Raw genomic sequence first — 19,939 nt, forward strand, 5'->3', positions numbered from 1 at the left:
AACGCCCCGGTCCGGCAGAAGCCGCCCGGGGCGCACGAGGCCCGCGCTCAGCGCAGGGTCAGGGATTCGCTGATGATCTTGGGCGTGATGAAGACCAGCAGTTCCGTCTTGTTGTCCTGCTTGTCCTCGTGGCGGAACAGGAACCCGATCAGGGGCAGATCGCCGAAGAAGGGGATGCGGGTGGTGCTACTTTGCAAGTTTTGCTGGTAGATGCCACCAATCACCACCGTCCCACCGTTTTCCACCAGTACCTCGGTCTTGACGTGTTTGGTATCGATCGCCACGCCGGCGCCAGTCGATATGGTGGTGTTCGGAGTGTCCTTATTCACGTCCACCGATAGGGTGATGCGCCCGTCCGGCGTGATTTGCGGCTTCACCTTGAGTGACAGGTTGGCCTTACGGAAACTGACCGACGTCGCCCCGGAGCTGGTGGCCTGCTGATAGGGGATTTCCACCCCCTGTTCGATCAAAGCTTCGACCTGGTTGGCCGTCACGACCCGGGGGCTGGAAACGATCTTGCCACGGCCATCAGCCTCCAGCGCCGAGATTTCCAGATCGAGGAAACGGGAAGCGTTGGAGTTGTAAAGAACAAAGGACAGCGCCCCCGCTGCTGAACCACCAATGGTGGATGCCGGCAGGTTCACGTTGAAGTCTTTGCCCAGAGTCGGCTGGGTTGTAACCTGATTCGCAAAGTAGGCAGTTTGGTTAAGGTTACCGCCAGTGATGATATTCGGCCCACCTGGCAACCTTTGCTGCGTGCCGAACCCCAGCCGTGCGCCAAGGCTACGGTTGAAGGAATCCGAAGCCTCAACGATCTTGGCTTCGATCATCACCTGACGCACCGGCCTGTCCACCGTCGAGATCAACCGTCGCACTTCTTCCTGACGGGAGGGCGTATCGCTGACGAACAAGATGTTGGTGCGCGGATCATAGGATGCCTTGCCCTTTTTCGACAGATGATCGGTCAGCAGCTTGAGCACGTCCGGCGCCTTGGCATAGTTGAGCTGGTAGCTCTCCTGCGTGACGGCTTCCAGGTCTCCAATCTGCTGCTTGGCTTCCAGATCAAGCTTTTCCCGGGTGGCGATCTCGTCCCGCGGCGCGATCAGGATGACGTTGCCGTTGCGGCGCATGTCCAGCCCCTTCTGCTGGAAGATGATGTCCAGCACCTGGTCCGCCGGTACATCCTTGAGCACCAGGGTGGTGGTGCCTGTCACCGTTTCACTGATTACGGCGTTGAGCCCCAGTTCCTCGGCCATCACCCGCAGCAATTGGCGTACGTCGCCATTGTGGTAGCTGATCGAAACCTTGGGCCCCTGATAACCAAGCTTGCTTCCTTGCACCAGCTTGTTCGGGTTTTCGACGATCTGTTTGACCTCAACGACAAACTGATTCTCTGCCTGATAGGCACTATGCTCCCACAGCCCTCGGGGGGAAATCGTGAGTTGAACGTTGTCGCCCTTCTGGGCCGCCGTCACCGCCGTCACCGGTGTGGCGAAATCGGCCACATCGAAGCGGGTACGAAGAGACTCAGGCAAAGTGGCTTTCTGTATATCCACCAGCAAAACCGATCCCTGCTGGCGGATATCTATGCCAACGCCGGGGTCCGACAAATCCACCACCACCCGGCCTTCGCCATCCTTGCCGCGACGGAAATTGATGTCGCGCACCGCATGGCGAACTTCGGTCGGGCGCTCTTCGGCAAAACGGGTCTGACTCACCGCCGCAGCCCCCCGTACGACAGGCTTCAGGCTCACGAACAACGCATTGCCATCCAGCCGGGTCTGATAGGTCATCGACTGGTTGAGGTTAAGCACCAGCCGGGTCTTGGCCGGGGTTTCCACCAAATTGACGCTCAGCAGGTCACCCTCGTTGAGCACCTGGGAATTGCGCCCCAGACCATTGGCGACTCCTTGCAGGTCGAGGGCGATGCGTGCCGGGTTGGCCACGGCGAAACCGACCGGCGGAGCCGCCAGGGGCTCGCGGAAGGTCAGCTTCATCAGGACTTCGCCCCCCTGCTGGGTGACGTTGAACGACTCGATCCGGTTCTGCCCGTCCGCCGCGCCCGCAGCGGGTGCCAGCAGCACCGCGGCGGCGGCAACCAGCACTCTTAGCCACTTGCGAATCATTATTTCCCCTCCCTCGTATCCTGCAGCAAGAGCGTGTTGCTCCGCTCCACCCAGTCTCCCGTGGAGTCCTGGACGAGCTCCCGCACAGCCACTTCGCTTTCCTTGATTTCCGTCACGATGCCAAAGTCCTGGCCCACGTAGTCGCCGATCCGCACCTGCTTGATCTTCTGGTCGAACTGGACGACGGCGTAGGGCGTCTTGCCGATCTTCAGGTAGCCGATCATGCGCAGCGATTCGAGGGGCACCCGCTCCAATTCGTTGTTGCGCGCATCCCGGGCCTCGAAGTCCGGGGAGAACTTGCTCGGCCCCGAGCCCTTGCGACCTTCCGGCTCCAGCTTGGCAACGCGGAAGGGGTCGAGGGTACCGCCCGGATCGTAAGCCGCCGGCTCGTAGGGCTTCACCGCCGGCAGCGGCGGCACCCGACCGCGCAGATCCTTGCCACTTTCGGCCATCCAGGCCTTCAGGTCGTCGTGGTTGTTGGAGCACCCGGCCGCCAGGACGAGGGCGCCGAGCATGGCGCAGGCGGCCGGCCAAGTCGGCATGCGGCTCATTTCTTGGCTCCCTTGGCCGCCTTCTTCTGGGCCGCCACCTCGTTATCGTCCAGGTAACGGAAGGTCCGCGCCGTAGCGTCCAGGACCAGTCCGCCATCCTTCGGCTGGGGCGTGATGCTCATGTTGCTCAGGGTAACGATGCGCGGCAGCTTGGCGATGTCGGCGGCAAAAGCGCCGAAGTCGTGGTAATTGCCGATCAGCTTGAGCTGGATCGGCAGCTCGGCATAGAAATCCTTGAGGGCTTCGCTGCCCGGCTTGAACAGCTCGAATTGCAGCCCACGCCCCAGGCCGGCCTGGTTCACTTCGACCAGCAGCGACTCCACCTCGGCCTTGTTGGGCAACTGCTTGAGCATGGCGCCGAAGGAACGGTCGATCTCGCTGAGTTGCTGGGTGTAGAGCTCCAGGTTCACCGACTGCTTCTTCTTGTCCAGGTATTCCTGCTTGAGCTTATCCAGCTCCTGCCGCTTACCGTCGAGTTCGGTCAGCTGATCCGACCAGACGAACCACCAGCCGGCCACCAGCAGGGCGATGAAAATGCCCACCAGCACCGCCACCCGCGGCACCAGAGGCCAGGCACCGGGGTCGTTGGGGTTCAGGTTGCGGAACTGGGCCGCGAGGTCCTGGACGTCGATCTTGGGAAGCTCGAACGAGGTCATGGCTTGTCCTTCGCCGCCACCGGCTTGGCATCCGAAGCATTGGCATCGGGGCGGGTGATGAATACCGTCATGCTGAACTCGGAAAGGCGCCGCTTGTTGACGTCCACTGCCTTGATCTCGATCAGCGCCGGACGCTCCAGCCAGGGCGATGCCTCGAGGTTGCGCATCAGGGTGGACACCCGGGCGTTGGACTGGGCATAGCCCCCCAGGGTGACTTTCTGCCCTTCCTGCTTCATCAGCTTGAGATAGACCCCGTCCGGCACCTGCTTGGCCAGCTCGGAGAGCAGCAGCACCGGCTCGGCCCGGTCGAGTTGCAGGGATTCGATCACCTGCTTGCGCGCCAGCAGGGCCTGGGTCTGCTCCTTGAGGCGCTTGATCTGCTCGATCTGCTTGTCGAGGGTGGCGACCTCCTGCTTGAGGAAGGCGTTCTCCTCTTCCTGCGAGGAGATGTAGCCGGAGATCACGGAGAACACCAAGACGATGATGACCACGGCCAGGGCCGCGGCCAAACCGGCCAGGCTGTAGAACTGCTGGCGCCGCGCCTTGCGCTTGGCTTCCCGGTGGGGGAGCAGGTTGATCCGGATCATGCGTCGAACCTCCGCATCGCCAGGCCGCAGGCCACCAGCAGGGCGGGGGCGTCGTTGGCCAAGTTCTTGGCCCGCACCTTGTCCGACACCGGCATGCCGGCAAAGGGATTGGCGACCTGGGTATTGACCTGGGTGCGAGCAGCCACCGCCTCGTCGATGCCCGGAATCACGGCACAGCCGCCGGCCAGGACGACCTGGTGCACCTGGCTGTACTGGGTCGAGGTGAAGAAGAATTGCAGGGCCCGGGACACTTCCAGGGCCAGGTTCTCGACGAAGGGTCGCAGCAACTCGCCCTCGTAGTCGTCGGGCAGGGTGCCGGCGCGCTTGGCCGACTCCGCCTCGTCGAGGGGCATGCCGTAGTGGCGGGAAATGTCCTGGGTCAGCTGGCTGCCGCCGAAGGCCTGTTCCCGGGTATATACCGGCTGGCCGTTGCGCAGCACCGTGAGATTGGTGACGTTGGCCCCCACGTCCACCAGGGCGATGATCTGGTTCTGCCCGCCGTCGGGCAACTGGCGCTCGACGAAGGAAAAAGCCGCCAGGGTGGCGTAGGATTCCACGTCCATCACCACCGGCTTGAGCCCGGCGCTCTCGGCCACGGCCACCCGGTCCTCAACCTTTTCCTTGCGCGAGGCAGCGATCAGCACTTCGACCTCGTCCGGCGACGACGGCGCCTCGCCGATGACCTGGAAGTCCAGGTTCACCTCTTCGAGGGCGAAGGGAATGTACTGGTTGGCCTCGGACTCCACCAGGACTTCGAGTTCTTCTTCGCGCTGGCCGGCCGGAACGATGATCTTCTTGGTGATCACCGCCGCCGCCGGCAGGGCCATGGCCACGTTGCGGGCGGTGGAGTTGAGGCGCCGCCAGGCTTTCTTGACGGCATCCGAGACGGCATCGAGATTGACCACGTTGCCGTCGGCCACTGCATCCTTGGGCAGAGGCTCGATGGCATAGCGTTCGACGCGGAAGTCGTTCTTGCCCAAAGCGGACAGCTCCACCATTTTCACGGCGGAGGAACTGATATCCAGGCCCACCAAGGGCTGCGCCTTGGGGCCGAATAGAGAGAGGTCGAGCCGCAAACCGATTCCCCCTGAAATGTTTCTTAGGAAACTATTTCAAAAATTTTCTTTAAAAATTAACCGCTTGCAGCTGATACAAATAATTTACGTCAAATGCTAGCAACAAGGCATGGAGGTGTAAAGCGATTTTTGGCTTAACGGCTGCCTCCGTATAATTGCCCCACCTCACTGGAACCATTCTCATCGTGTCAAACGTCTCGCGCTGGATTCTGTACCCGCTGCTCCTCATCGTCAGCCTGATGGTGGTGGGCGCCGCCCTGGTGGGCATCGTCGTCACCATGGCCTATCCCAACCTGCCCTCCCTGGAGGCCCTAACCGACTACCGGCCGAAGATCCCCCTGCGCATCTACAGCGCCGACGGCCAGCTGATCGGCGAATTCGGCGAAGAACGGCGCGCCGTGGTGCGCATCCAGGACGTGCCAGCGGTCATGAAGCAGGCCATCCTCTCCGCCGAGGACGAGCGCTTCTACCAGCACGGCGGGATCGACACCCTGGGCATCCTGCGCGCCGCGGTGGCCAACCTGACCTCCGGCGGCAAGCGCCAGGGCGCCTCCACCATCACCATGCAGGTGGCGCGCAACTTCTACCTGTCGTCGGAAAAGACCCTCACCCGCAAGCTCTACGAGGCCCTGCTCTCGTTCAAGATCGAGCACAGCCTGACCAAGGACCAGATTCTCGAGCTGTACATCAACCAGATCTACCTGGGCCAGCGCGCCTACGGCTTTGCCTCCGCCGCCCAGATCTATTACGGCAAGTCCATCAAGGACTTGACGGTGGCCGAGGCGGCCATGCTCGCCGGCCTGCCCAAGGCGCCCTCCGCCTACAACCCGGTGGCCAACCCCAAGCGTGCCCGGCTGCGCCAGCAGTACGTGCTGCGCCGCATGCACGAACTCGGCTTCATCACCGACAAGCAGCAGCAGGAAGCCCTGGAACAACCCCTGGTGGTCAAGCGCGACGCCAACGCCTTCGCGGTGCACGCCGAGTACGTCACCGAAATGGCCCGCCAGATGGTGGCCGAGCGCTTCCCCGACGATGTCTATACCCGGGGTTACAAGGTCATCACCACCCTCAACACCGCCGACCAGGAAGCCGCCTACAACGCCCTGCGCCGCGGTGTGCTCGACTACGACCGGCGCCACGGCTACCGGGGCGCCGAGGCCTTCATGGACATGAAGGACGTGAGCGGCGACAACGACGAGGCCTTTGACGAATTCCTCGCCGACCACCCGGACAGCGACGACCTGGCAGCCGCCGTGGTGCTGGCCGCCGACGCCAAGCAGATCAAGGTGTACAAGCGCGGCGGCGAAATCCTCACCCTCACCGGCGACGCCATCAAGTTCGCCCAGCGCATGCTCGACGAGAAGGCGCCCCCCAACAAGCGCCTGCGCCGCGGTGCCCTGGTGCGCCTGGCCAAGGCCGACAAGGGCGGCTGGCAGATCGCCCAGCTGCCCGAGGTGGAAGCGGCCTTCGTCGCCGTCTCGCCCAAGGACGGCGCCATCCAGGCACTGATCGGCGGCTTCGACTTCAACCGCAACAAGTACAACCACGTCACCCAGGCCTGGCGCCAGCCCGGTTCCAGCTTCAAGCCCTTCATCTACTCGGCGGCTCTGGAAAAGGGCTTTACCCCGGCCTCGGTGATCAACGACGAGCCCCTCACCATCCCGGCCTCGCAAACCGGCAGCACCGCCTGGGAACCGAAGAACTACGACGGCAAGTACGAGGGCCCGATGCGCATGCGCACCGCCCTGGCCAAGTCGAAGAACCTGGTGTCGATCCGCATCCTTCAGGCCATCGGCACCCACTATGCCCAGGACTACGTCACCCGCTTCGGCTTCGACGCCGACAAGCACCCGCCCTACCTGACCATGGCCCTGGGCGCCGGCTCGGTGACCCCCTGGCAGATGGTGTCGGCCTACGCCGTGTTCGCCAACGGCGGCTACCGCATCCGCCCCTACGTGGTGAAGGAAATCCGCGACGAGCGCGGCCAACTGCTGGCCCAGGCCGAACCGGTGCAGGCCGGCGACGAGAACATCCGCGCCATCGACGCACGCAACGCCTACCTGATGGACTCGATGCTGCGCGACGTGACCATCTACGGCACCGCCGCCAAGGCCAGCGTCCAGCTCAAGCGGCGCGACCTGGCGGGCAAGACCGGCACCACCAACGACTACGTGGACGCCTGGTTCTGCGGCTACCAGATGAGCACCACCGCCTGCACCTGGATCGGCTACGACCAGCCCAAGCGCATCGGCGAAACCGGCGGCGCCGCCGCCCTACCGGTATGGATCGGCTACATGTCCCGAGCCCTGCGCGACGTCCCCGAGGAAACCCGGCCCACCCCCGAGGGGCTGACGGCGGTGGACGTGGTCAACGAGCGGCGCGGCGGCACGGTGAAGGAGTTCTTCTACAACGAGAACGTCCCGGCCCAGATTCCGCCGGAACCGAAGGACGACGGCGCCAAGCCGGTAGACTGACCCGGCGCCGGCCCCGGAGCCGCCCGCGCCGGGTGGCTCCATACGGCAAACGGCCCTGGTGAAGGGAGGCGCGACCTGCGTGCGCCACCCATCGCCAGGGCCGTTTTTCTTCCGTACCGAACGTTACGCGACGTGCAGCGCCTCAGCGCAGCCGCACCGGCGCCCCACCGTGAGTCGCGATCAGGGCCTCCAGGCGCTCGAACAGTTCCACGCCGTCCCGGGTGTCCTTCCACACGCCGTCCTCGGCGCGAAAGTGGAAGCCGCCGGAGCGGGCCGCCACCCAGATTTCCCGGGCCACACCGTGGCGGTTCACCACGATCTTGCCACCATCGTCGAACTCTACCTCCAGGATGCCCCCGGGGGCCAGTTCGAAATCGAAGTCGGCCCCCGCATCCACCGCCGCCTCCAGGGCGGCCTCCAGGCGCGCCAGGGTGGCGTCGGCCAGGGCGTTGAATTCGGCATCATTCATGCTGTGCTACCATCCTTGTCCATTTTTCGGGCGCTGCGGCGCGTCCATGCTGACATTACTGACATCGCGGCGGGAACGCCGCAGCAGCGCCGCTCCCAGCCTGCTTTCAGCCTTTTCTCGCCCATGATCAAACATCCACGGCACTCTTCCGGCACCACGCGGGCACCCCGGGCGCTCGCCCTGGCCGTTCCCGCCGTCCTCGGCCTTGGCCTTGTCCTGGCGGGCTGCGGCACCAAGGGGCCGCTCACCCTGCCGCCGGGCCAGGGCCTGACGCCCGGGCATGTGCCGATCGTGCCGGTAGTCGGCGTCGGCGTCCAGCCGCCCGCCGCCACGGCCAAGCCGGCGCCGCAAGGCACGACGGCAACCCCGGCGTCGCCGGATGTTAGCACGGGCCAACCCAGCGCCCCCGCCACCGGCGCCACCAGCACCTCCACCCCATCCAAGCCATGACCCTGCTCGCTCCCGAACTCACCCGCATCGACGGCCGCCTGCATCTCGAAGGCGTCGCCCTGGACGCCCTGACCGATCAGTACGGCACCCCCTGCTACGTCTATTCCCGCGCCGCCCTGACCCGGGCCTACCGGGAATACGCCGACGCCCTGGCCGCCCACCCGGCCGGCCAAGGCGCCCTGGTCTGCTACGCGGTCAAGGCCAACTCCAACCTGGCCATCCTCAACGTCTTCGCCCGCCTGGGCGCCGGCTTCGACATCGTCTCCGGCGGCGAACTGGCCCGGGTGCTGGCTGCCGGCGGCGACCCGGCCAAGGTGGTGTTCTCCGGTGTGGGCAAGACCGCCGCCGAGATGCGCCAAGCCCTGGAGGCCGGCATCCGCTGCTTCAACGTCGAATCCGCCCCCGAGCTGGACCGCCTCAACGCGGTGGCCGGCGAGCTGGGCCAGCGCGCCCCGATCAGCCTGCGGGTGAACCCGGACGTGGACCCCAAGACCCACCCCTACATTTCCACCGGCCTCAAGGAGAACAAGTTCGGCGTGGCCTTCGACGAGGCCGAGGCCCTCTATGCCCGCGCCGCCACCCTGCCGCACATCGCGGTAACCGGTATCGACTGCCACATTGGCTCCCAAATTCTCGATCCCTCGCCCTTTGTCGAAGCCCTGGACAAGATCCTCGGCCTGGTGGACCGGCTGGCCGCCCGGGGCATCGCCCTGCACCACGTGGACATCGGCGGCGGCCTGGGCATCCGCTACCAGGCCGACGACGCGGAACCCAAAGTGCGCGACTACCTGAACCCGCTGCTCGACAAACTGGCCGGCCGTGGCCTGTCGGTGGTCATGGAGCCGGGCCGCCGCCTGGTGGGCAACGCCGGCCTGCTGCTGACCACCGTGGAATTCCTCAAGCCCAACGCCGCCAAGAGCTTCGCCATTGTCGATGCGGCCATGAACGACCTGGCCCGCCCGGCCCTCTACGACGCCTGGCACGAGATCGTGCCAGTGGTCGAGCGCAGCGACGCCCAGGCGCGCACCTACGAGATCGTCGGCCCGGTGTGCGAAACCGGCGACTTCCTCGGCCACGACCGGCAACTGGCCCTGGCCTCGGGCGACCGCCTGGCGCTGCAATCGGCCGGCGCCTACGGCATGGCCATGAGCTCCAACTACAACACCCGCCCCCGGGCCGCCGAAGTGATGGTGGACGGCAGCCAGGCCCACCTGGTGCGCCGCCGCGAGACCGTGGCCGAGCTATACGCCGGGGAAGCCCTGCTGCCCTGAGGCCCCCACGCCTCCCCGACAAACCGGCGCGTCGCCTGCCCAGGCCCGCGCCGGTTTGCCGTCTACGCCCGGCCGACCTTACGGCGTGACCGAATGCCGCAGGCCCCCGCCTCCTGATTCCGCCTTGCTCCGGCTAGAATCGGACCGTTCCCCGTTGCCCCCTCCCCTGCCCGTGCCCACATCCACCTCGCCCGCAGCCCCCGGCACACCCACCGCCCTGCTGCACCGCCTCGTGCCGCTGCGCCGCTTCGAGGTGGCCAGCCAGCTGGCGGTACTCCTCGCCGCCACCCTGGGGCTGGGCATGCCCCTGCCCCTGCCGGTCATGCTCTCGGCCATCGGCGTCCTGCCCCTGGCCAACCTGGTGCTGCGCCGCCAGTTGCACAGCCTGGCCGGGCGGGATGCCGCCGCCGGCGAAAAGCTGGTGCTGGCCCAGTTGGCCGTGGACGTGGCGGTGCTGGCGGTGCTGCTCTACTGCGCCGGCGGTTCGGCCAACCCCTTCGTCTCGATGCTGCTGGTGCCCCTGACCCTGGTGGCCGCTTCCCTGTCGGCCCCTTACGTGGCGGCCATGGCCGCCCTCACCTTGGGGGCCTATTCCCTGCTGATGGTGGTCTACCATCCCCTGCCCACGCCCCGTCTCGACCTTTCGGCCCTGGACGCCCTGTTCGCCCCGGCGGAGGGTAGCGAGCACGTACACAGCGGCTTCGGCCTGCACGTGGTGGGCATGTGGTTCAACTTCGTGGCCAGCGCCACGGTGGTGGGTATCTTCGTCACCCGCCTGGCCCGGGCCCTGCGCGAGCGGGAACAGGCCCTGGCCGAGGCCCGGGAACAGGCTCTGCGCCACGAGCACCTGATCGGCATCGCCACCCTCGCCGCCGGCAGCGCCCACAAGCTGGGCACGCCCCTGTCCACCCTGGCGGTGACCCTGCACGAGTTGCGCCGCGAGCGGCCCGACGATGCCGAGCTCCAGGACGAACTGGCCTTGCTCGAAGACCAGGTGGGCCGCTGCAAGACCATCCTCAAGGAAATCGCCGCCGCCGCCGAGCCGGCCCGGACGCCCTTGCCGGTGGCGGACTGGCTCGCCGCCCTGGCTGACGAATGGCAAGTGATCCGCCCTCGGGCCCGGCTGGTGTGCGACCTGTCCGGCGCCGGCACCACGCCGGTGGCCCCGGAACGGGCCCTGGAGAACGCCCTGCTCAACCTGCTCGACAACGCCGCCGACGCCACGCCGGAAGGGGGCGAGCCCCTGCGTTTCACCGGCCGCATCGACGGCGACCGGCTGATCCTGTCGATCGCCGACCGGGGCCCCGGCCCCGGCGCCCTGGGCCAGCGCCTGGGCGCGCCGGTGGCCTCCAGCAAGCGCGACGGCCTGGGCATCGGCTACTTCCTCGCCAACGCCGCGGTGGAGCGCCTCGGCGGCCAGGTCAGCCTGGTGCCCCGGGACGACGGCCCCGGCACCCTGACCCGCATCGACCTGCCCCTCATCCGCCTGGGCCCCGGCCCTGCCACCCCCGACACGCCATGACCGACACGCCGCCCCTCCCCTCCGCCGATACCGACGCCCCCACCCTGCTGCTGGTGGACGACGACGAGGTGTTCCGCCGCACCCTGGGCCGCGCCCTGGAGCGGCGCGGCTTCGCCGTGAGCGTGGCCGAGGACGCCGAATCGGGCTACGCCCTGGCCGCCCAGGAGCCGCCGGAATACGCGGTGGTGGATCTGAAGCTGCCCGGCGATTCCGGCCTGACCCTGGTGGAACGGCTGCACGCCCTGGGGGCCGACACCCGCATCGTGGTGCTCACCGGCTACGCCAGCATCGCCACGGCGGTGGAGGCGATCAAGCTCGGCGCCACCCACTACTTGGCCAAACCGGCCAACGCCGATGAGGTGGTGGCGGCCCTGGCGCGCAGCGGCGGCGACGCCTCGATCCCGGTGGCCGACAACCCCCTGTCGGTGGACCGGCTGGAGTGGGAGCATATCCAGAAGGTGCTGGCCGACCACGACAACAACATCTCGGCCACCGCCCGGGCGCTGAAGATGCACCGCCGCACGCTGCAACGCAAACTGGCCAAGCGCCCGGTACGCGAGTAGGCGGGCGCACCAAGCCTCCCGCCTGCGGCGCTGCTAGACTCCGGTCTTTTCCTACAACAATGACCGGAGACACCGCCCATGCTGACCTTCTACCATTTCCCCGGCGCCTGCTCCCAGGCCGTGTTCGTCGCCCTGGAAGAACTGGGTCTGGCCCATCGCCGCGTGGCCGTGGACCTGATCCGCGGCGAGGCCCAGTCCGCCGAATTCCAGGCCATCAACCCGGCCGGCCAGATTCCCGCCCTGGCCCTGCCCGACGGCCAGCTGTTGAGTGAAGCCGCCGCCATCCTCACCTGGCTGGCCGACACCCACCCGGGGGCCGACCTGCTGCCCACCTCGCCCCTGGCCCGCGCCCGGGCGGCGGAATGGATGAGCTTCATCGGCTACAGCCTGCACGCCGCCTCCGGCCCGGTGTGGAAGCCGGCCAAGTTCCTCGCCGACCCGACCCGGGAAGCGGGCATCAAGGCCGCCGGCAGCGAACGCTACCTGGCGGCCCTAGCGGTGGCCGAGCAGCGCCTGGGCGACAAGCCCTGGCTGCTCGGCGAGCACTACTCCCTGGTGGATGCCTACCTGCTGCCCTTCTGGCACTGGCCCCAGCGCTGGCGGCTCGACCTGTCCGCCTTCCCGCGCCTGGCCGCCTGGCACCAGCGCATGCTGGCCCGTCCGGCGGTGCAGCGGGTACTGGCCGCCGAGAAGGACGAACTGAAGGCCCTGCTGGCCAAATGAGCGAACACGCAGCGATGACCGATCCCGCCGCCGCAGACCGCGACGCCGAGCCGCCGGTGACGCCCCTGGATCAGGTGCCCGGGGCCGACCCGGCCGGGCGCCTGCGCCTCGACAAGTGGCTGTGGGCGGCACGCTTCTTCAAGACCCGCAGCGCCGCCGCCACCGCCATCGACGGCGGCAAGGTGCGCTGGAACGGCGGGCCGGCCAAGGCGGCCCGGGAGGTGAAGGCCGGCGATGAGCTGGAGATCTTGGCCGGGGAGCAGCGCTACACGGTCACGGTACGGGCGGTGAATCCCCTGCGCCGCCCGGCCCCGGATGCCCGGGCCTTGTACGAGGAAAGCGCCGCGTCCCGGGACAAGCGCCACACCGCCGCCGAACTGCGTCGCCTTGCCCCGACTCCCGGCGAGGGGCTGAAGGGCCGCCCCACCAAGCGCGACCGGCGCCAGATCGACCGCTTCCGCTGAAGCGGCGCTCCCAGCCCCCCCCGGGCCGTCCGGCCGGCAGGGCGCCGCTAGAAGCTCGTCCCGGGCAAGGCCAGGGTCAAGGCCAGGGGAATGAAGCCCAGGGCCGCCAGGTTGCCGATCATCACCATCGAGGCCACCTTGTCCGGCTCCTGGTGATAGCGCTCGGCGAACACGTAGTTGAGCACCGCCGGCGGCAGGGCGCCGAACATGATCAGGAGCGCCCGCTGCTGGCCTTCCAGCCCCAGGGCCCAGATGGTGGCGAAGGCCAGGGCCAGGCCCACCAGGGGCCGGCCCACGGCGCTGGCCGCGCCCAGGGGGATCGACGACAGGCTGGAGCTGGCCAGGCGCACCCCGAGGGAAAACAGCAATAGTGGAATCGACACGTCGCCGAGCATCTTGATGGCGATCTTGAGGGGCGCCCACACCGGGAAGTGGGTCAGGCTGACCGCCACCCCGGCGACGCTGGCGATCACCGTGGGGATCTTCCACAGGTTGGCGAGGCGGGTGTGGTGGTCCAGGTACCAGGCACCGAAGGAAAAGTGCAGCAGGTTGGACACGAGGAACAGCACCACCGCCGGGGCCAGGGCCTGCTCGCCGAAAGCCAGCACCGCCAGGGGCAGGCCCAGATTGCCGCAGTTGTTGAACATCCAGGTGGGCACCAGGGTCTTGGCCGCCACGCCGGAGGAGCGGGCGATCAGCAGCGCCGCCGCGCCGGAGCCCGCCACCCCCACCAGGGCGCCCACCGCCAGGCCCCAGTTGGCCACCAGGTCGAAGGACTTGTCGGCCATGGCGGCAAACACCAGGGCGGGGACGAACACGTCCATGTTGAGGTGGTTGGCGAAGGTCATGTCCGGCTTCTTGCGCCGGCCGTACCACCAGCCGGCGGCGATCACCGCGAACACGGGAAAGACGATGGCGACGATGCGCATCAGCATGGGGGGATGTCTCCGTTTTATCGTTGTTGTCGGCGCCGACCGTCGCGTGGGCGCGGCGGGGCCAGGAGGAATGGTAGCCTGCTAAGGTTTTTTCCGGTGTTTTTTACCCAGCCCTGCCAAACCCCGCGCCAGTGGCCGATCTTCAGGCATCTACCGCCAAGAGCCAATAAAAACGCCACTCTCCGGCGCTCATGCCTGAAGAGTGGCGTGGATACTAGACTTTAGGCCAACGGCCGTAGAAGCCCCCGGCCGTTCTGCCTTACAGCACGTAGCGCGACAGGTCCTCGTTGCCGGCCAGGTTGCCGAGACGCTCCTCGACGAAGGGGGCGTCGATCACCACCTTGGTCAGGCCCGGCTTGCCGGCGTCGAAGCTGACTTCTTCGAGCAGCCGCTCCATCACCGTGTGCAGGCGGCGGGCGCCGATGTTCTCGGTCTTCTCGTTCACCTGGCAGGCGATCTCGGCCATGCGCTTGATGCCGTCCGGGGTGAATTCCAGGCCCACCCCCTCGGTGGCGAGCAGGGCCTCGTACTGGCGTGTCAGGCAGGCGTCGGTCTGGGTCAGGATGCACTCGAAGTCGGCCACCGACAGGGAGCCCAGCTCGACCCGGATCGGGAAGCGTCCCTGCAATTCCGGGATCAGGTCCGAGGGCTTGGCCAGGTGGAAGGCGCCGGAGGCGATGAACAGGATGTGGTCGGTCTTGACCATGCCGTACTTGGTGGAAACGGTGGTGCCTTCCACCAACGGCAACAGGTCGCGCTGCACGCCCTGGCGCGACACGTCGGCGCCCTGGGCCTCCGAGCGGCTGGCGATCTTGTCGATCTCGTCGAGAAAGACGATGCCGTTCTGCTCCACGTTCTTCAGGGCGTCGAGCTTCACCTCCTCGTCGTTGACCAGCTTGGCCGCCTCCTCGTCGGTGAGCAGCTTGAGGGCCTCGGGAATCTTCAGCTTGCGGGTCTTCTTCTTGCCGCCGCCCAGGTTCTGGAACATGCCCTGGATTTGGCTGGTCAGTTCTTCCATCCCCGGCGGGGCGAAGATCTCCGCCTGCATGCCGGGCAGGGCCACCTCGATCTCGATTTCCTTGTCGTCCAGGCTGCCCTCGCGCAGCATCTTGCGGAATTTCTGCCGGGTGGCCGAATCCTGGGGCGCCGCCTCGCCCTCATGGGCGAGGAAGCCGGCGCCGCCGCTGCCCCGGGCCGGCGGCAGCAGGGCGTCGAGCACCCGCTCCTCGGCGGCATCCTCGGCGCGCACCCGCACCTGCTTCATGGCCGATTCGCGCCCGTTCTTGATGGCGATCTCCATCAGGTCGCGGATGATGGTGTCCACGTCCCGGCCCACATAGCCTACCTCGGTGAACTTGGTGGCCTCGATCTTGATGAACGGGGCGTTGGCCAGCCGGGCCAGGCGCCGGGCGATTTCGGTCTTGCCCACGCCGGTGGGGCCGATCATCAGGATGTTCTTGGGGGTGATCTCCTGGCGCAGCGGCTCGGCCACCTGGGCGCGCCGCCAGCGGTTGCGCAGGGCGATGGCCACGGCCTTCTTGGCGGCGTTCTGGCCGACGATGTGCTTGTCCAGCTCGCTGACGATCTCGGCGGGAGTCATGGTACTCATGGGCGGCGTCTCCCTTAATCCAGGGTCTCGATGGTGAAGTTGCGGTTGGTGTAGATGCAGATGTCCCCGGCGATCTCCAGGGACTTGCGCACCATCTCCTCGGGCGGCAGTTCGGTGTTGTGCAGCAGGGCCAGGGCCGCCGCCTGAGCGTAGGCGCCGCCGGAGCCGATGGCCACCAGGCCGTGCTCGGGTTCGAGCACGTCGCCGTTGCCAGTGATGATCAGGGAATGTTCCCGGTCGGCGATGGCCAGCATGGCCTCCAGCCGGCGCAGCACCCGGTCGGTGCGCCAGTCCTTGGTCAGGTCGACGGCGGCGCGGATCAGATGGCCCTGGTGCTTCTCCAGCTTGGCCTCGAAGCGCTCGAACAGGGTGAAGGCATCCGCCGTGGCGCCGGCAAAACCGGCCAGGATGCGATCCTGGTAAAGCTTGCGCACCTTGCGCGCGGTGCTCTTGACGACGATGTGGCCGAGGGTCACCTGGCCGTCGCCGCCCAGGGCGACGGTGTTGCCCCGGCGCACCGAGACGATGGTCGTGCCGTGGTATTGCTCCATGATGGCTCCGAAAAGGACGAAGGGGCGCCTGCCGGCGCCGTCGCAGGCGGGAAGGCCCCGCCTAGCGCTTGGGGGAAAGAACCTGGGCGACCGCGCTGACCCCGACCAGGGTGAGCAGCTCCGCCACCAGTTGGTTGGCGCCGCGGATCACCACGGTCTTGCCGGCGGTCTTGAGGGGGGTGAGGGCGTTGAGCAGGGCGCCGGCGCTGGAGAAGTCCATGCGCGCGGCCCGGCTCAGGTCGATGGTCACCGGATTGCGCAGGGCGGCAAAGTCGGCCAGCCCGGCAAAGCGCTCGCCGGCCAGCTGGCCGGAAAGACAGAAGGCGTCGTCGCCGGCCGGGGCGGCACGCTCGGGCACCGCCGTGACCACGGCCTTGACCGGCTCCCAGGCGGGAGGCGACACCTCGAAGGTGACGGCATAATCCACCGCCTTTTCCTCGAAGCCGGCGGTATCTCCGCTCAGGGCCAAGAGGTTGAGCAGCAGCAGCCAACAGCCCTCGGCCTCGGGCTTGCCCGCCTCGCAGCGAGGCAGCAACCGGGACATGAGACCGTCGATGCCCGACAGGGCGATGCCGATACGGCGCTGCCGCGCCTGGTCGAAACAGGCCGCCAGGCGGGCACAACCTTCCGGGTCGATCAGGGTGACCTTGGCGAAATCCCAGGCCAGGGATGCCCCCGGCCGCCCCTGTTCCAGGGCGCGGGACAGGGCGGCAAAGCCCTCGTCGTTGCCGGCTTCCAGGGCCCCCTTGAACTGGAGGGCGCCCCGGAGCGCCGCCGGCGCGGGACAGGCATCCGGCTGGATCTGCCAGGTGGGCGGCGACTTCTCGAAGGCGTTGGCGAAGGCCAGGGCCAGCTGGTCGAACTCGGCGCGCTGGTTGAGCACCTGGCACAGGTCGAGCTGCATCAGCCACAGCCGCTCGGCCAAGGCGCCCTGGCGATGCTGCTCCCGGGCCTCGGCGAGGATCGCCGCCACCTGGGTGTCGGCACCGTTGGCGTAGAGCATGGCCACCTGTTCGAGCAGCCCCTGGAGCGGGCTCGCCTCGTGCTCCAGCTGGATGCCCACGTCGGAGACTTCCAGGCCGGCGAAATCCAGGGCCCCCAGGTCGTCGTCGGGAAATTCGGTGGAGGCATCCAGGGCCGGCGCCGTGGCGGCGCCCCGGGACTGGGTGCCCTGGCTACCGGTGGGGAAATCGAGGGGCGGCACCGACAGCGTTCCCAGCCGCTCCGCCTCGGCGGACGCAGGGCGCGGCGAGGCTGGCGGCGGCACGGCGGCGCGGGGCCGCGGCACCGTCTTCGGCTCGTCATCCGAAGGTTTTGGCTTTTTGAACAGCGAGAAAACCATGGGAACGGGAATCAGGGGCTCGCCGGAGGCGAATGTAGGCCGCCGGTTGCATTTCCGCTGTCAGGACGGCGGCGGAAACCCGGGCGGGGAAGAAGGTTTTAGCACAAGGCCGCCCCCCGGGCAATGTTGCACAGCAACGCTCGCCCGGCGACGGACGGTCGTTCGACCGTCGCCGGACCGCCCGGTTCAGGCGCCCGAACGCCCCGCCGAGGCGCGCAGCACCCCCAGCAGAGCCAGGGCCGCCAGTACCAGGGAAAGCACGGCGCCGAAGGGCTGGTCGAGCAACAGGGCCAGGGCGAAGGCCGCCACGTAGCCCCCCAGGCCGCAGCCCATGGCGTAGACCAGCCCGCGCCGCCAGCTGCCGGCCCGGTGGAAGGCCAGGAAGGGCGGCACGAACACCAGGGCAAAGGCAGCCATCACCCCGACGCTCATGGTGGCGAAGCCCAGGGCCGCCGCCACCAGCAGGTCGAACAGCAGGTGGGCGCGGGAGGCGGAACGGCCCCGGGCGCGGAAGTGGTCGGGGAAGAAATGGGCGGTGAGCAGGGCCCGGGACAGGAAGGCCACACCGAGGATGGCCACCGCCAGCACCGCCAGGGCGGTGAGCAGTTCGGCGGTGCCGGTGAAGTACAGCTGGCCGTCCAGCAGAGCATGGCCGAGGCGCTCGGCCACCGGTAGGTTGGCCACCAGCAGCACTGCCACGCCCCAGCCGAACAGCAGCAGCAGAGCATAGGCGGCACCGCGCAGGGCCGGTGCTAGGCCCTCGGCGCCGTGCTTGCCGGCGGCCGCCACCAGGGCGCCGAGCAGCCCGCCCACGGCCGGCGGCCAGGCCAGGGCCAGCACCACCAGGGCACCGGCGGCGGCGGTCTGGGCCAGGGCCAGGGCCGCCAGCCACTCGTCCTTGAGGCGCAGGTAGGCGCCGAGCAGGGGCAGCAGCAGGGCGTAGGGCAGCCCGGTGAGAAAGGGGGTGAGGAACAGGGGATCGAACAGCAACTCCGTCTGCAAGGTCATGCCCCATCCCCCGTGCGCGGCACCACGGCCACCCGGCGCTGGCAGGCGCAGGCCAGGAAGTCGGCGTCGTGGCTGACCACCAGGAAGGCCCGGCCGGCGGCGGCCTGGGTGCGCAGTGCCTCGGCCAGGTGGGCGACCCCGGCCGGGTCCAGGTTGTTGGTCGGCTCGTCGAGGATCACCAGGGCGGCGTCACTGCCCAGGCTGGCCCACAGGGACAGGTACTGGCGCTGGCCGCCGGACAGGCGGTCGAGCCGCTCGTCGAGGCGGTGCTCCAGCCACGGCGGCAGCCCAGACGGGCTGGCGCCGGTGAGGGCAAGCAGTTCGCGGCCGGTCAGGGGCACGCCGTCCAGGGGCGGTTGCTGCTGGTTCTGGATCGACACTGCCAGGCCAGGGGCACGCTCCAGACGGCCGCCGAACAGGCGGGCGGCACCCACCAGGGCGCGCAGCAGGGTGCTCTTGCCGCAGCCGTTGGGCCCGGCCATTCCCACCACTTCGCCGGCGGCGACGGTGAACGACACCGGCCCCACCACCGGCCGGTCGTAACCGGCCACCAGGGCGTCGCCGCGCAGCAGCGCGCCGCCGCCCAGGACAGCGTCGGGCGCCAGGGAAGGGGCCTGCGCTCCACTCATTTGAGGGCCGTCTTGAGGCGGGCCAGGGTGTCGTCGAACAGGCCGAACAGGTCCTTGGCCTCGGCGTCGCCCCCCACGGTGAAGGGCAGCACCACAGCGGGAATCTTGGCCCGCTCGGCCACCCACTTCGACGGTCCGTCGTTCTGGTAGGCGGCGCGGATCACCATGCGCGCCGGGGTGGCCTGCTGGCGGGCCAGCACGTCGGCCAGGGAGGCGCTGGTGGGCTCGACCCCGGGCTTGGGCTCCAGGGCCCCCACCTCGGTCATGCCCAGCCAGGCGGTGAGGTAGGCGAAGGCCTTGTGCTGGACCCACACCCGGGTGCCCTTGAGGCTGGCGCCGTCCTGCTCCCAGCGGGCCATGGCGGCTTTCCAACGGGCGCGAAAGCCGTCCAGGTTGGCCCGGTAGGTGCCCGCCTTGGCCGGATCTATGTCGGTCAGACGCTGGGCCAGGCCTTCCGCCACCTTGAGGATGTTGCGCGGGTCGAGCTGGATGTGGGGGTTGCCGGCGGGGTGCACGTCCCCGTCGGCCCGGTCGAGGCGGGCGGGGATTTCCAGCCGGGTCACCAGGTTGGCGGCTTCCAGGTAGCCGGGCTGGCCCACCTGGATGCGGCTGTTGCCGGATTCGCGCAGCACCACCGGCAGCCAGCCGATTTCCAGCTCGGCTCCGGTGGCCACCACCAGCTGGGCGCGCCGGGCGGCGGCGATCAGGCTGGGCTTGGCGTCCACCCGGTGGGGGTCCTGCATGGCGGTGGTGGCCTGGTAGACGTTCACCTCGGCGCCCCCCACCTCCTTGGCCAGGGCGGCCCATTCGGGAACGGTGGCGAACACCTGGACGGCGGCCGATGCCGGTGCGGCACCGAGGAGCAGGGCGAACGCGGCGGCGGCGGACAGGGCCCCCGCCAGGGCGTATTTGAAGGGTTTCATCGGTGCTTCT

The 19,939-nt window shown here is 68.1% G+C and carries 20 protein-coding genes; 7 read left to right on the forward strand and 13 right to left on the reverse strand.

Going from position 1 to position 19,939, the window contains the following annotated elements:
- Positions 1-47: 47 nt before the first annotated feature.
- From pilQ to LWW89_RS08215, 5 genes are read right to left on the reverse strand one after another with little or no spacing between them, the layout of a single operon-like run.
- Positions 48-2,126 (reverse strand): type IV pilus secretin family protein, encoded by a 2,079-nt coding sequence (gene pilQ, locus LWW89_RS08195; protein ID WP_291488184.1) that lies wholly within the window; start codon positions 2,124-2,126, stop codon positions 48-50.
- Positions 2,126-2,677, reverse strand: coding sequence for a pilus assembly protein PilP (locus tag LWW89_RS08200; protein ID WP_291488186.1), 552 nt, complete (start codon positions 2,675-2,677; stop codon positions 2,126-2,128). The genes pilQ and LWW89_RS08200 overlap by 1 nt, the downstream gene beginning before the upstream one ends.
- The gene (gene pilO / locus LWW89_RS08205) at positions 2,674-3,333 is read right to left on the reverse strand and encodes a type 4a pilus biogenesis protein PilO (protein WP_291488188.1); all 660 of its coding nucleotides are present in this window, start codon (positions 3,331-3,333) and stop codon (positions 2,674-2,676) included. The genes LWW89_RS08200 and pilO overlap by 4 nt, the downstream gene beginning before the upstream one ends.
- A complete protein-coding gene (locus LWW89_RS08210) occupies positions 3,330-3,920 on the reverse strand; it encodes a PilN domain-containing protein (RefSeq protein ID WP_291488190.1) in 591 nt (196 codons plus the stop codon). The genes pilO and LWW89_RS08210 overlap by 4 nt, the downstream gene beginning before the upstream one ends.
- A complete protein-coding gene (locus LWW89_RS08215; protein WP_293263597.1) occupies positions 3,917-4,996 on the reverse strand; it encodes a pilus assembly protein PilM in 1,080 nt (359 codons plus the stop codon). Before LWW89_RS08215 ends, LWW89_RS08210 begins: the two co-directional genes overlap by 4 nt.
- 239 nt (positions 4,997-5,235) lie before the next feature.
- Here LWW89_RS08215 and LWW89_RS08220 point away from each other — a divergent pair, with 239 nt between their 5' ends.
- A complete protein-coding gene (locus tag LWW89_RS08220; protein ID WP_293263654.1) occupies positions 5,236-7,470 on the forward strand; it encodes a penicillin-binding protein 1A in 2,235 nt (744 codons plus the stop codon).
- Positions 7,471-7,612: 142 nt separating this feature from the next.
- On the opposite strand, the gene cyaY is transcribed toward LWW89_RS08220, so the two are convergent.
- Complete coding sequence (gene cyaY, locus LWW89_RS08225; protein WP_293263598.1) at positions 7,613-7,939, reverse strand: iron donor protein CyaY; 327 nt, start codon at positions 7,937-7,939, stop codon at positions 7,613-7,615.
- A gap of 123 nt (positions 7,940-8,062) precedes the next feature.
- On the opposite strand from cyaY, the gene LWW89_RS08230 reads away from it, so the two are divergent.
- From LWW89_RS08230 to LWW89_RS08255, 6 genes are all read left to right on the forward strand, one after another.
- Entirely contained in the window at positions 8,063-8,389 is a 327-nt protein-coding gene (locus tag LWW89_RS08230; protein ID WP_293263599.1) for a lipoprotein, read from the forward strand.
- On the forward strand, positions 8,386-9,660 hold the full coding sequence (gene lysA, locus LWW89_RS08235; RefSeq protein ID WP_293263600.1) for a diaminopimelate decarboxylase: 1,275 nt from the start codon (positions 8,386-8,388) through the stop codon (positions 9,658-9,660). The genes LWW89_RS08230 and lysA overlap by 4 nt, the downstream gene beginning before the upstream one ends.
- A gap of 154 nt (positions 9,661-9,814) precedes the next feature.
- Complete coding sequence (locus LWW89_RS08240; RefSeq protein ID WP_293263601.1) at positions 9,815-11,182, forward strand: ATP-binding protein; 1,368 nt, start codon at positions 9,815-9,817, stop codon at positions 11,180-11,182.
- Positions 11,179-11,745: a response regulator transcription factor gene (locus LWW89_RS08245; protein ID WP_293263602.1), complete on the forward strand. Its 567-nt coding sequence runs from the start codon at positions 11,179-11,181 to the stop codon at positions 11,743-11,745. The genes LWW89_RS08240 and LWW89_RS08245 overlap by 4 nt, the downstream gene beginning before the upstream one ends.
- A gap of 78 nt (positions 11,746-11,823) precedes the next feature.
- Positions 11,824-12,468, forward strand: a complete 645-nt coding sequence (locus LWW89_RS08250; RefSeq protein ID WP_293263603.1) for a glutathione S-transferase family protein — start codon at positions 11,824-11,826, stop codon at positions 12,466-12,468.
- The gene (locus tag LWW89_RS08255; RefSeq protein WP_365781225.1) at positions 12,465-12,932 is read left to right on the forward strand and encodes an RNA-binding S4 domain-containing protein; all 468 of its coding nucleotides are present in this window, start codon (positions 12,465-12,467) and stop codon (positions 12,930-12,932) included. Before LWW89_RS08250 ends, LWW89_RS08255 begins: the two co-directional genes overlap by 4 nt.
- A 47-nt stretch (positions 12,933-12,979) precedes the next feature.
- On the opposite strand, the gene LWW89_RS08260 is transcribed toward LWW89_RS08255, so the two are convergent.
- The 7 genes from LWW89_RS08260 to LWW89_RS08290 all read right to left on the reverse strand — a co-directional run bounded on the left by LWW89_RS08260 (position 12,980) and on the right by LWW89_RS08290 (position 19,929).
- Positions 12,980-13,867 carry an AEC family transporter gene (locus LWW89_RS08260; protein WP_293263604.1) on the reverse strand — a complete coding sequence of 296 codons (888 nt, stop codon included), beginning with the start codon at positions 13,865-13,867 and terminating at the stop codon, positions 12,980-12,982.
- 259 nt (positions 13,868-14,126) lie between these two features.
- Positions 14,127-15,476 (reverse strand): ATP-dependent protease ATPase subunit HslU, encoded by a 1,350-nt coding sequence (gene hslU / locus LWW89_RS08265; protein ID WP_293263605.1) that lies wholly within the window; start codon positions 15,474-15,476, stop codon positions 14,127-14,129.
- Positions 15,477-15,490: 14 nt separating this feature from the next.
- Positions 15,491-16,027 carry an ATP-dependent protease subunit HslV gene (gene hslV / locus LWW89_RS08270; RefSeq protein ID WP_293263606.1) on the reverse strand — a complete coding sequence of 179 codons (537 nt, stop codon included), beginning with the start codon at positions 16,025-16,027 and terminating at the stop codon, positions 15,491-15,493.
- Positions 16,028-16,088: 61 nt separating this feature from the next.
- On the reverse strand, positions 16,089-17,315 hold the full coding sequence (locus LWW89_RS08275) for an STAS domain-containing protein (RefSeq protein ID WP_293263607.1): 1,227 nt from the start codon (positions 17,313-17,315) through the stop codon (positions 16,089-16,091).
- A 240-nt stretch (positions 17,316-17,555) separates the two neighbouring features.
- Positions 17,556-18,377: a metal ABC transporter permease gene (locus LWW89_RS08280; protein ID WP_293263608.1), complete on the reverse strand. Its 822-nt coding sequence runs from the start codon at positions 18,375-18,377 to the stop codon at positions 17,556-17,558.
- Positions 18,374-19,006 (reverse strand): ATP-binding cassette domain-containing protein, encoded by a 633-nt coding sequence (locus LWW89_RS08285; protein ID WP_293263609.1) that lies wholly within the window; start codon positions 19,004-19,006, stop codon positions 18,374-18,376. The genes LWW89_RS08280 and LWW89_RS08285 overlap by 4 nt, the downstream gene beginning before the upstream one ends.
- On the reverse strand, positions 19,003-19,929 hold the full coding sequence (locus tag LWW89_RS08290; protein WP_293263610.1) for a zinc ABC transporter substrate-binding protein: 927 nt from the start codon (positions 19,927-19,929) through the stop codon (positions 19,003-19,005). The genes LWW89_RS08285 and LWW89_RS08290 overlap by 4 nt, the downstream gene beginning before the upstream one ends.
- Between the last annotated feature and the right edge of the window lie 10 nt (positions 19,930-19,939).

The sequence above is a fragment of the Oryzomicrobium sp. genome (genome assembly GCF_021287045.1).
GTDB lineage: Bacteria > Pseudomonadota > Gammaproteobacteria > Burkholderiales > Rhodocyclaceae > Oryzomicrobium.

What these genes read in the sequence shown, in the direction of transcription:
- pilQ (WP_291488184.1), bottom strand. Translation starts at nt 2,126, where the DNA reads ATGATTCGCAAGTGGCTAAGAGTGCTGGTTGCCGCCGCCGCGGTGCTG.
- LWW89_RS08200 (WP_291488186.1), bottom strand. Translation starts at nt 2,677, where the DNA reads ATGAGCCGCATGCCGACTTGGCCGGCCGCCTGCGCCATGCTCGGCGCC.
- pilO (WP_291488188.1), bottom strand. Translation starts at nt 3,333, where the DNA reads ATGACCTCGTTCGAGCTTCCCAAGATCGACGTCCAGGACCTCGCGGCC.
- LWW89_RS08210 (WP_291488190.1), bottom strand. Translation starts at nt 3,920, where the DNA reads ATGATCCGGATCAACCTGCTCCCCCACCGGGAAGCCAAGCGCAAGGCG.
- LWW89_RS08220 (WP_293263654.1), top strand. Translation starts at nt 5,236, where the DNA reads ATGGTGGTGGGCGCCGCCCTGGTGGGCATCGTCGTCACCATGGCCTAT.
- cyaY (WP_293263598.1), bottom strand. Translation starts at nt 7,939, where the DNA reads ATGAATGATGCCGAATTCAACGCCCTGGCCGACGCCACCCTGGCGCGC.
- LWW89_RS08230 (WP_293263599.1), top strand. Translation starts at nt 8,063, where the DNA reads ATGATCAAACATCCACGGCACTCTTCCGGCACCACGCGGGCACCCCGG.
- lysA (WP_293263600.1), top strand. Translation starts at nt 8,386, where the DNA reads ATGACCCTGCTCGCTCCCGAACTCACCCGCATCGACGGCCGCCTGCAT.
- LWW89_RS08245 (WP_293263602.1), top strand. Translation starts at nt 11,179, where the DNA reads ATGACCGACACGCCGCCCCTCCCCTCCGCCGATACCGACGCCCCCACC.
- LWW89_RS08250 (WP_293263603.1), top strand. Translation starts at nt 11,824, where the DNA reads ATGCTGACCTTCTACCATTTCCCCGGCGCCTGCTCCCAGGCCGTGTTC.
- LWW89_RS08255 (WP_365781225.1), top strand. Translation starts at nt 12,465, where the DNA reads ATGAGCGAACACGCAGCGATGACCGATCCCGCCGCCGCAGACCGCGAC.
- LWW89_RS08260 (WP_293263604.1), bottom strand. Translation starts at nt 13,867, where the DNA reads ATGCTGATGCGCATCGTCGCCATCGTCTTTCCCGTGTTCGCGGTGATC.
- hslU (WP_293263605.1), bottom strand. Translation starts at nt 15,476, where the DNA reads ATGAGTACCATGACTCCCGCCGAGATCGTCAGCGAGCTGGACAAGCAC.
- hslV (WP_293263606.1), bottom strand. Translation starts at nt 16,027, where the DNA reads ATGGAGCAATACCACGGCACGACCATCGTCTCGGTGCGCCGGGGCAAC.
- LWW89_RS08280 (WP_293263608.1), bottom strand. Translation starts at nt 18,377, where the DNA reads ATGACCTTGCAGACGGAGTTGCTGTTCGATCCCCTGTTCCTCACCCCC.
- LWW89_RS08285 (WP_293263609.1), bottom strand. Translation starts at nt 19,006, where the DNA reads ATGAGTGGAGCGCAGGCCCCTTCCCTGGCGCCCGACGCTGTCCTGGGC.
- LWW89_RS08290 (WP_293263610.1), bottom strand. Translation starts at nt 19,929, where the DNA reads ATGAAACCCTTCAAATACGCCCTGGCGGGGGCCCTGTCCGCCGCCGCC.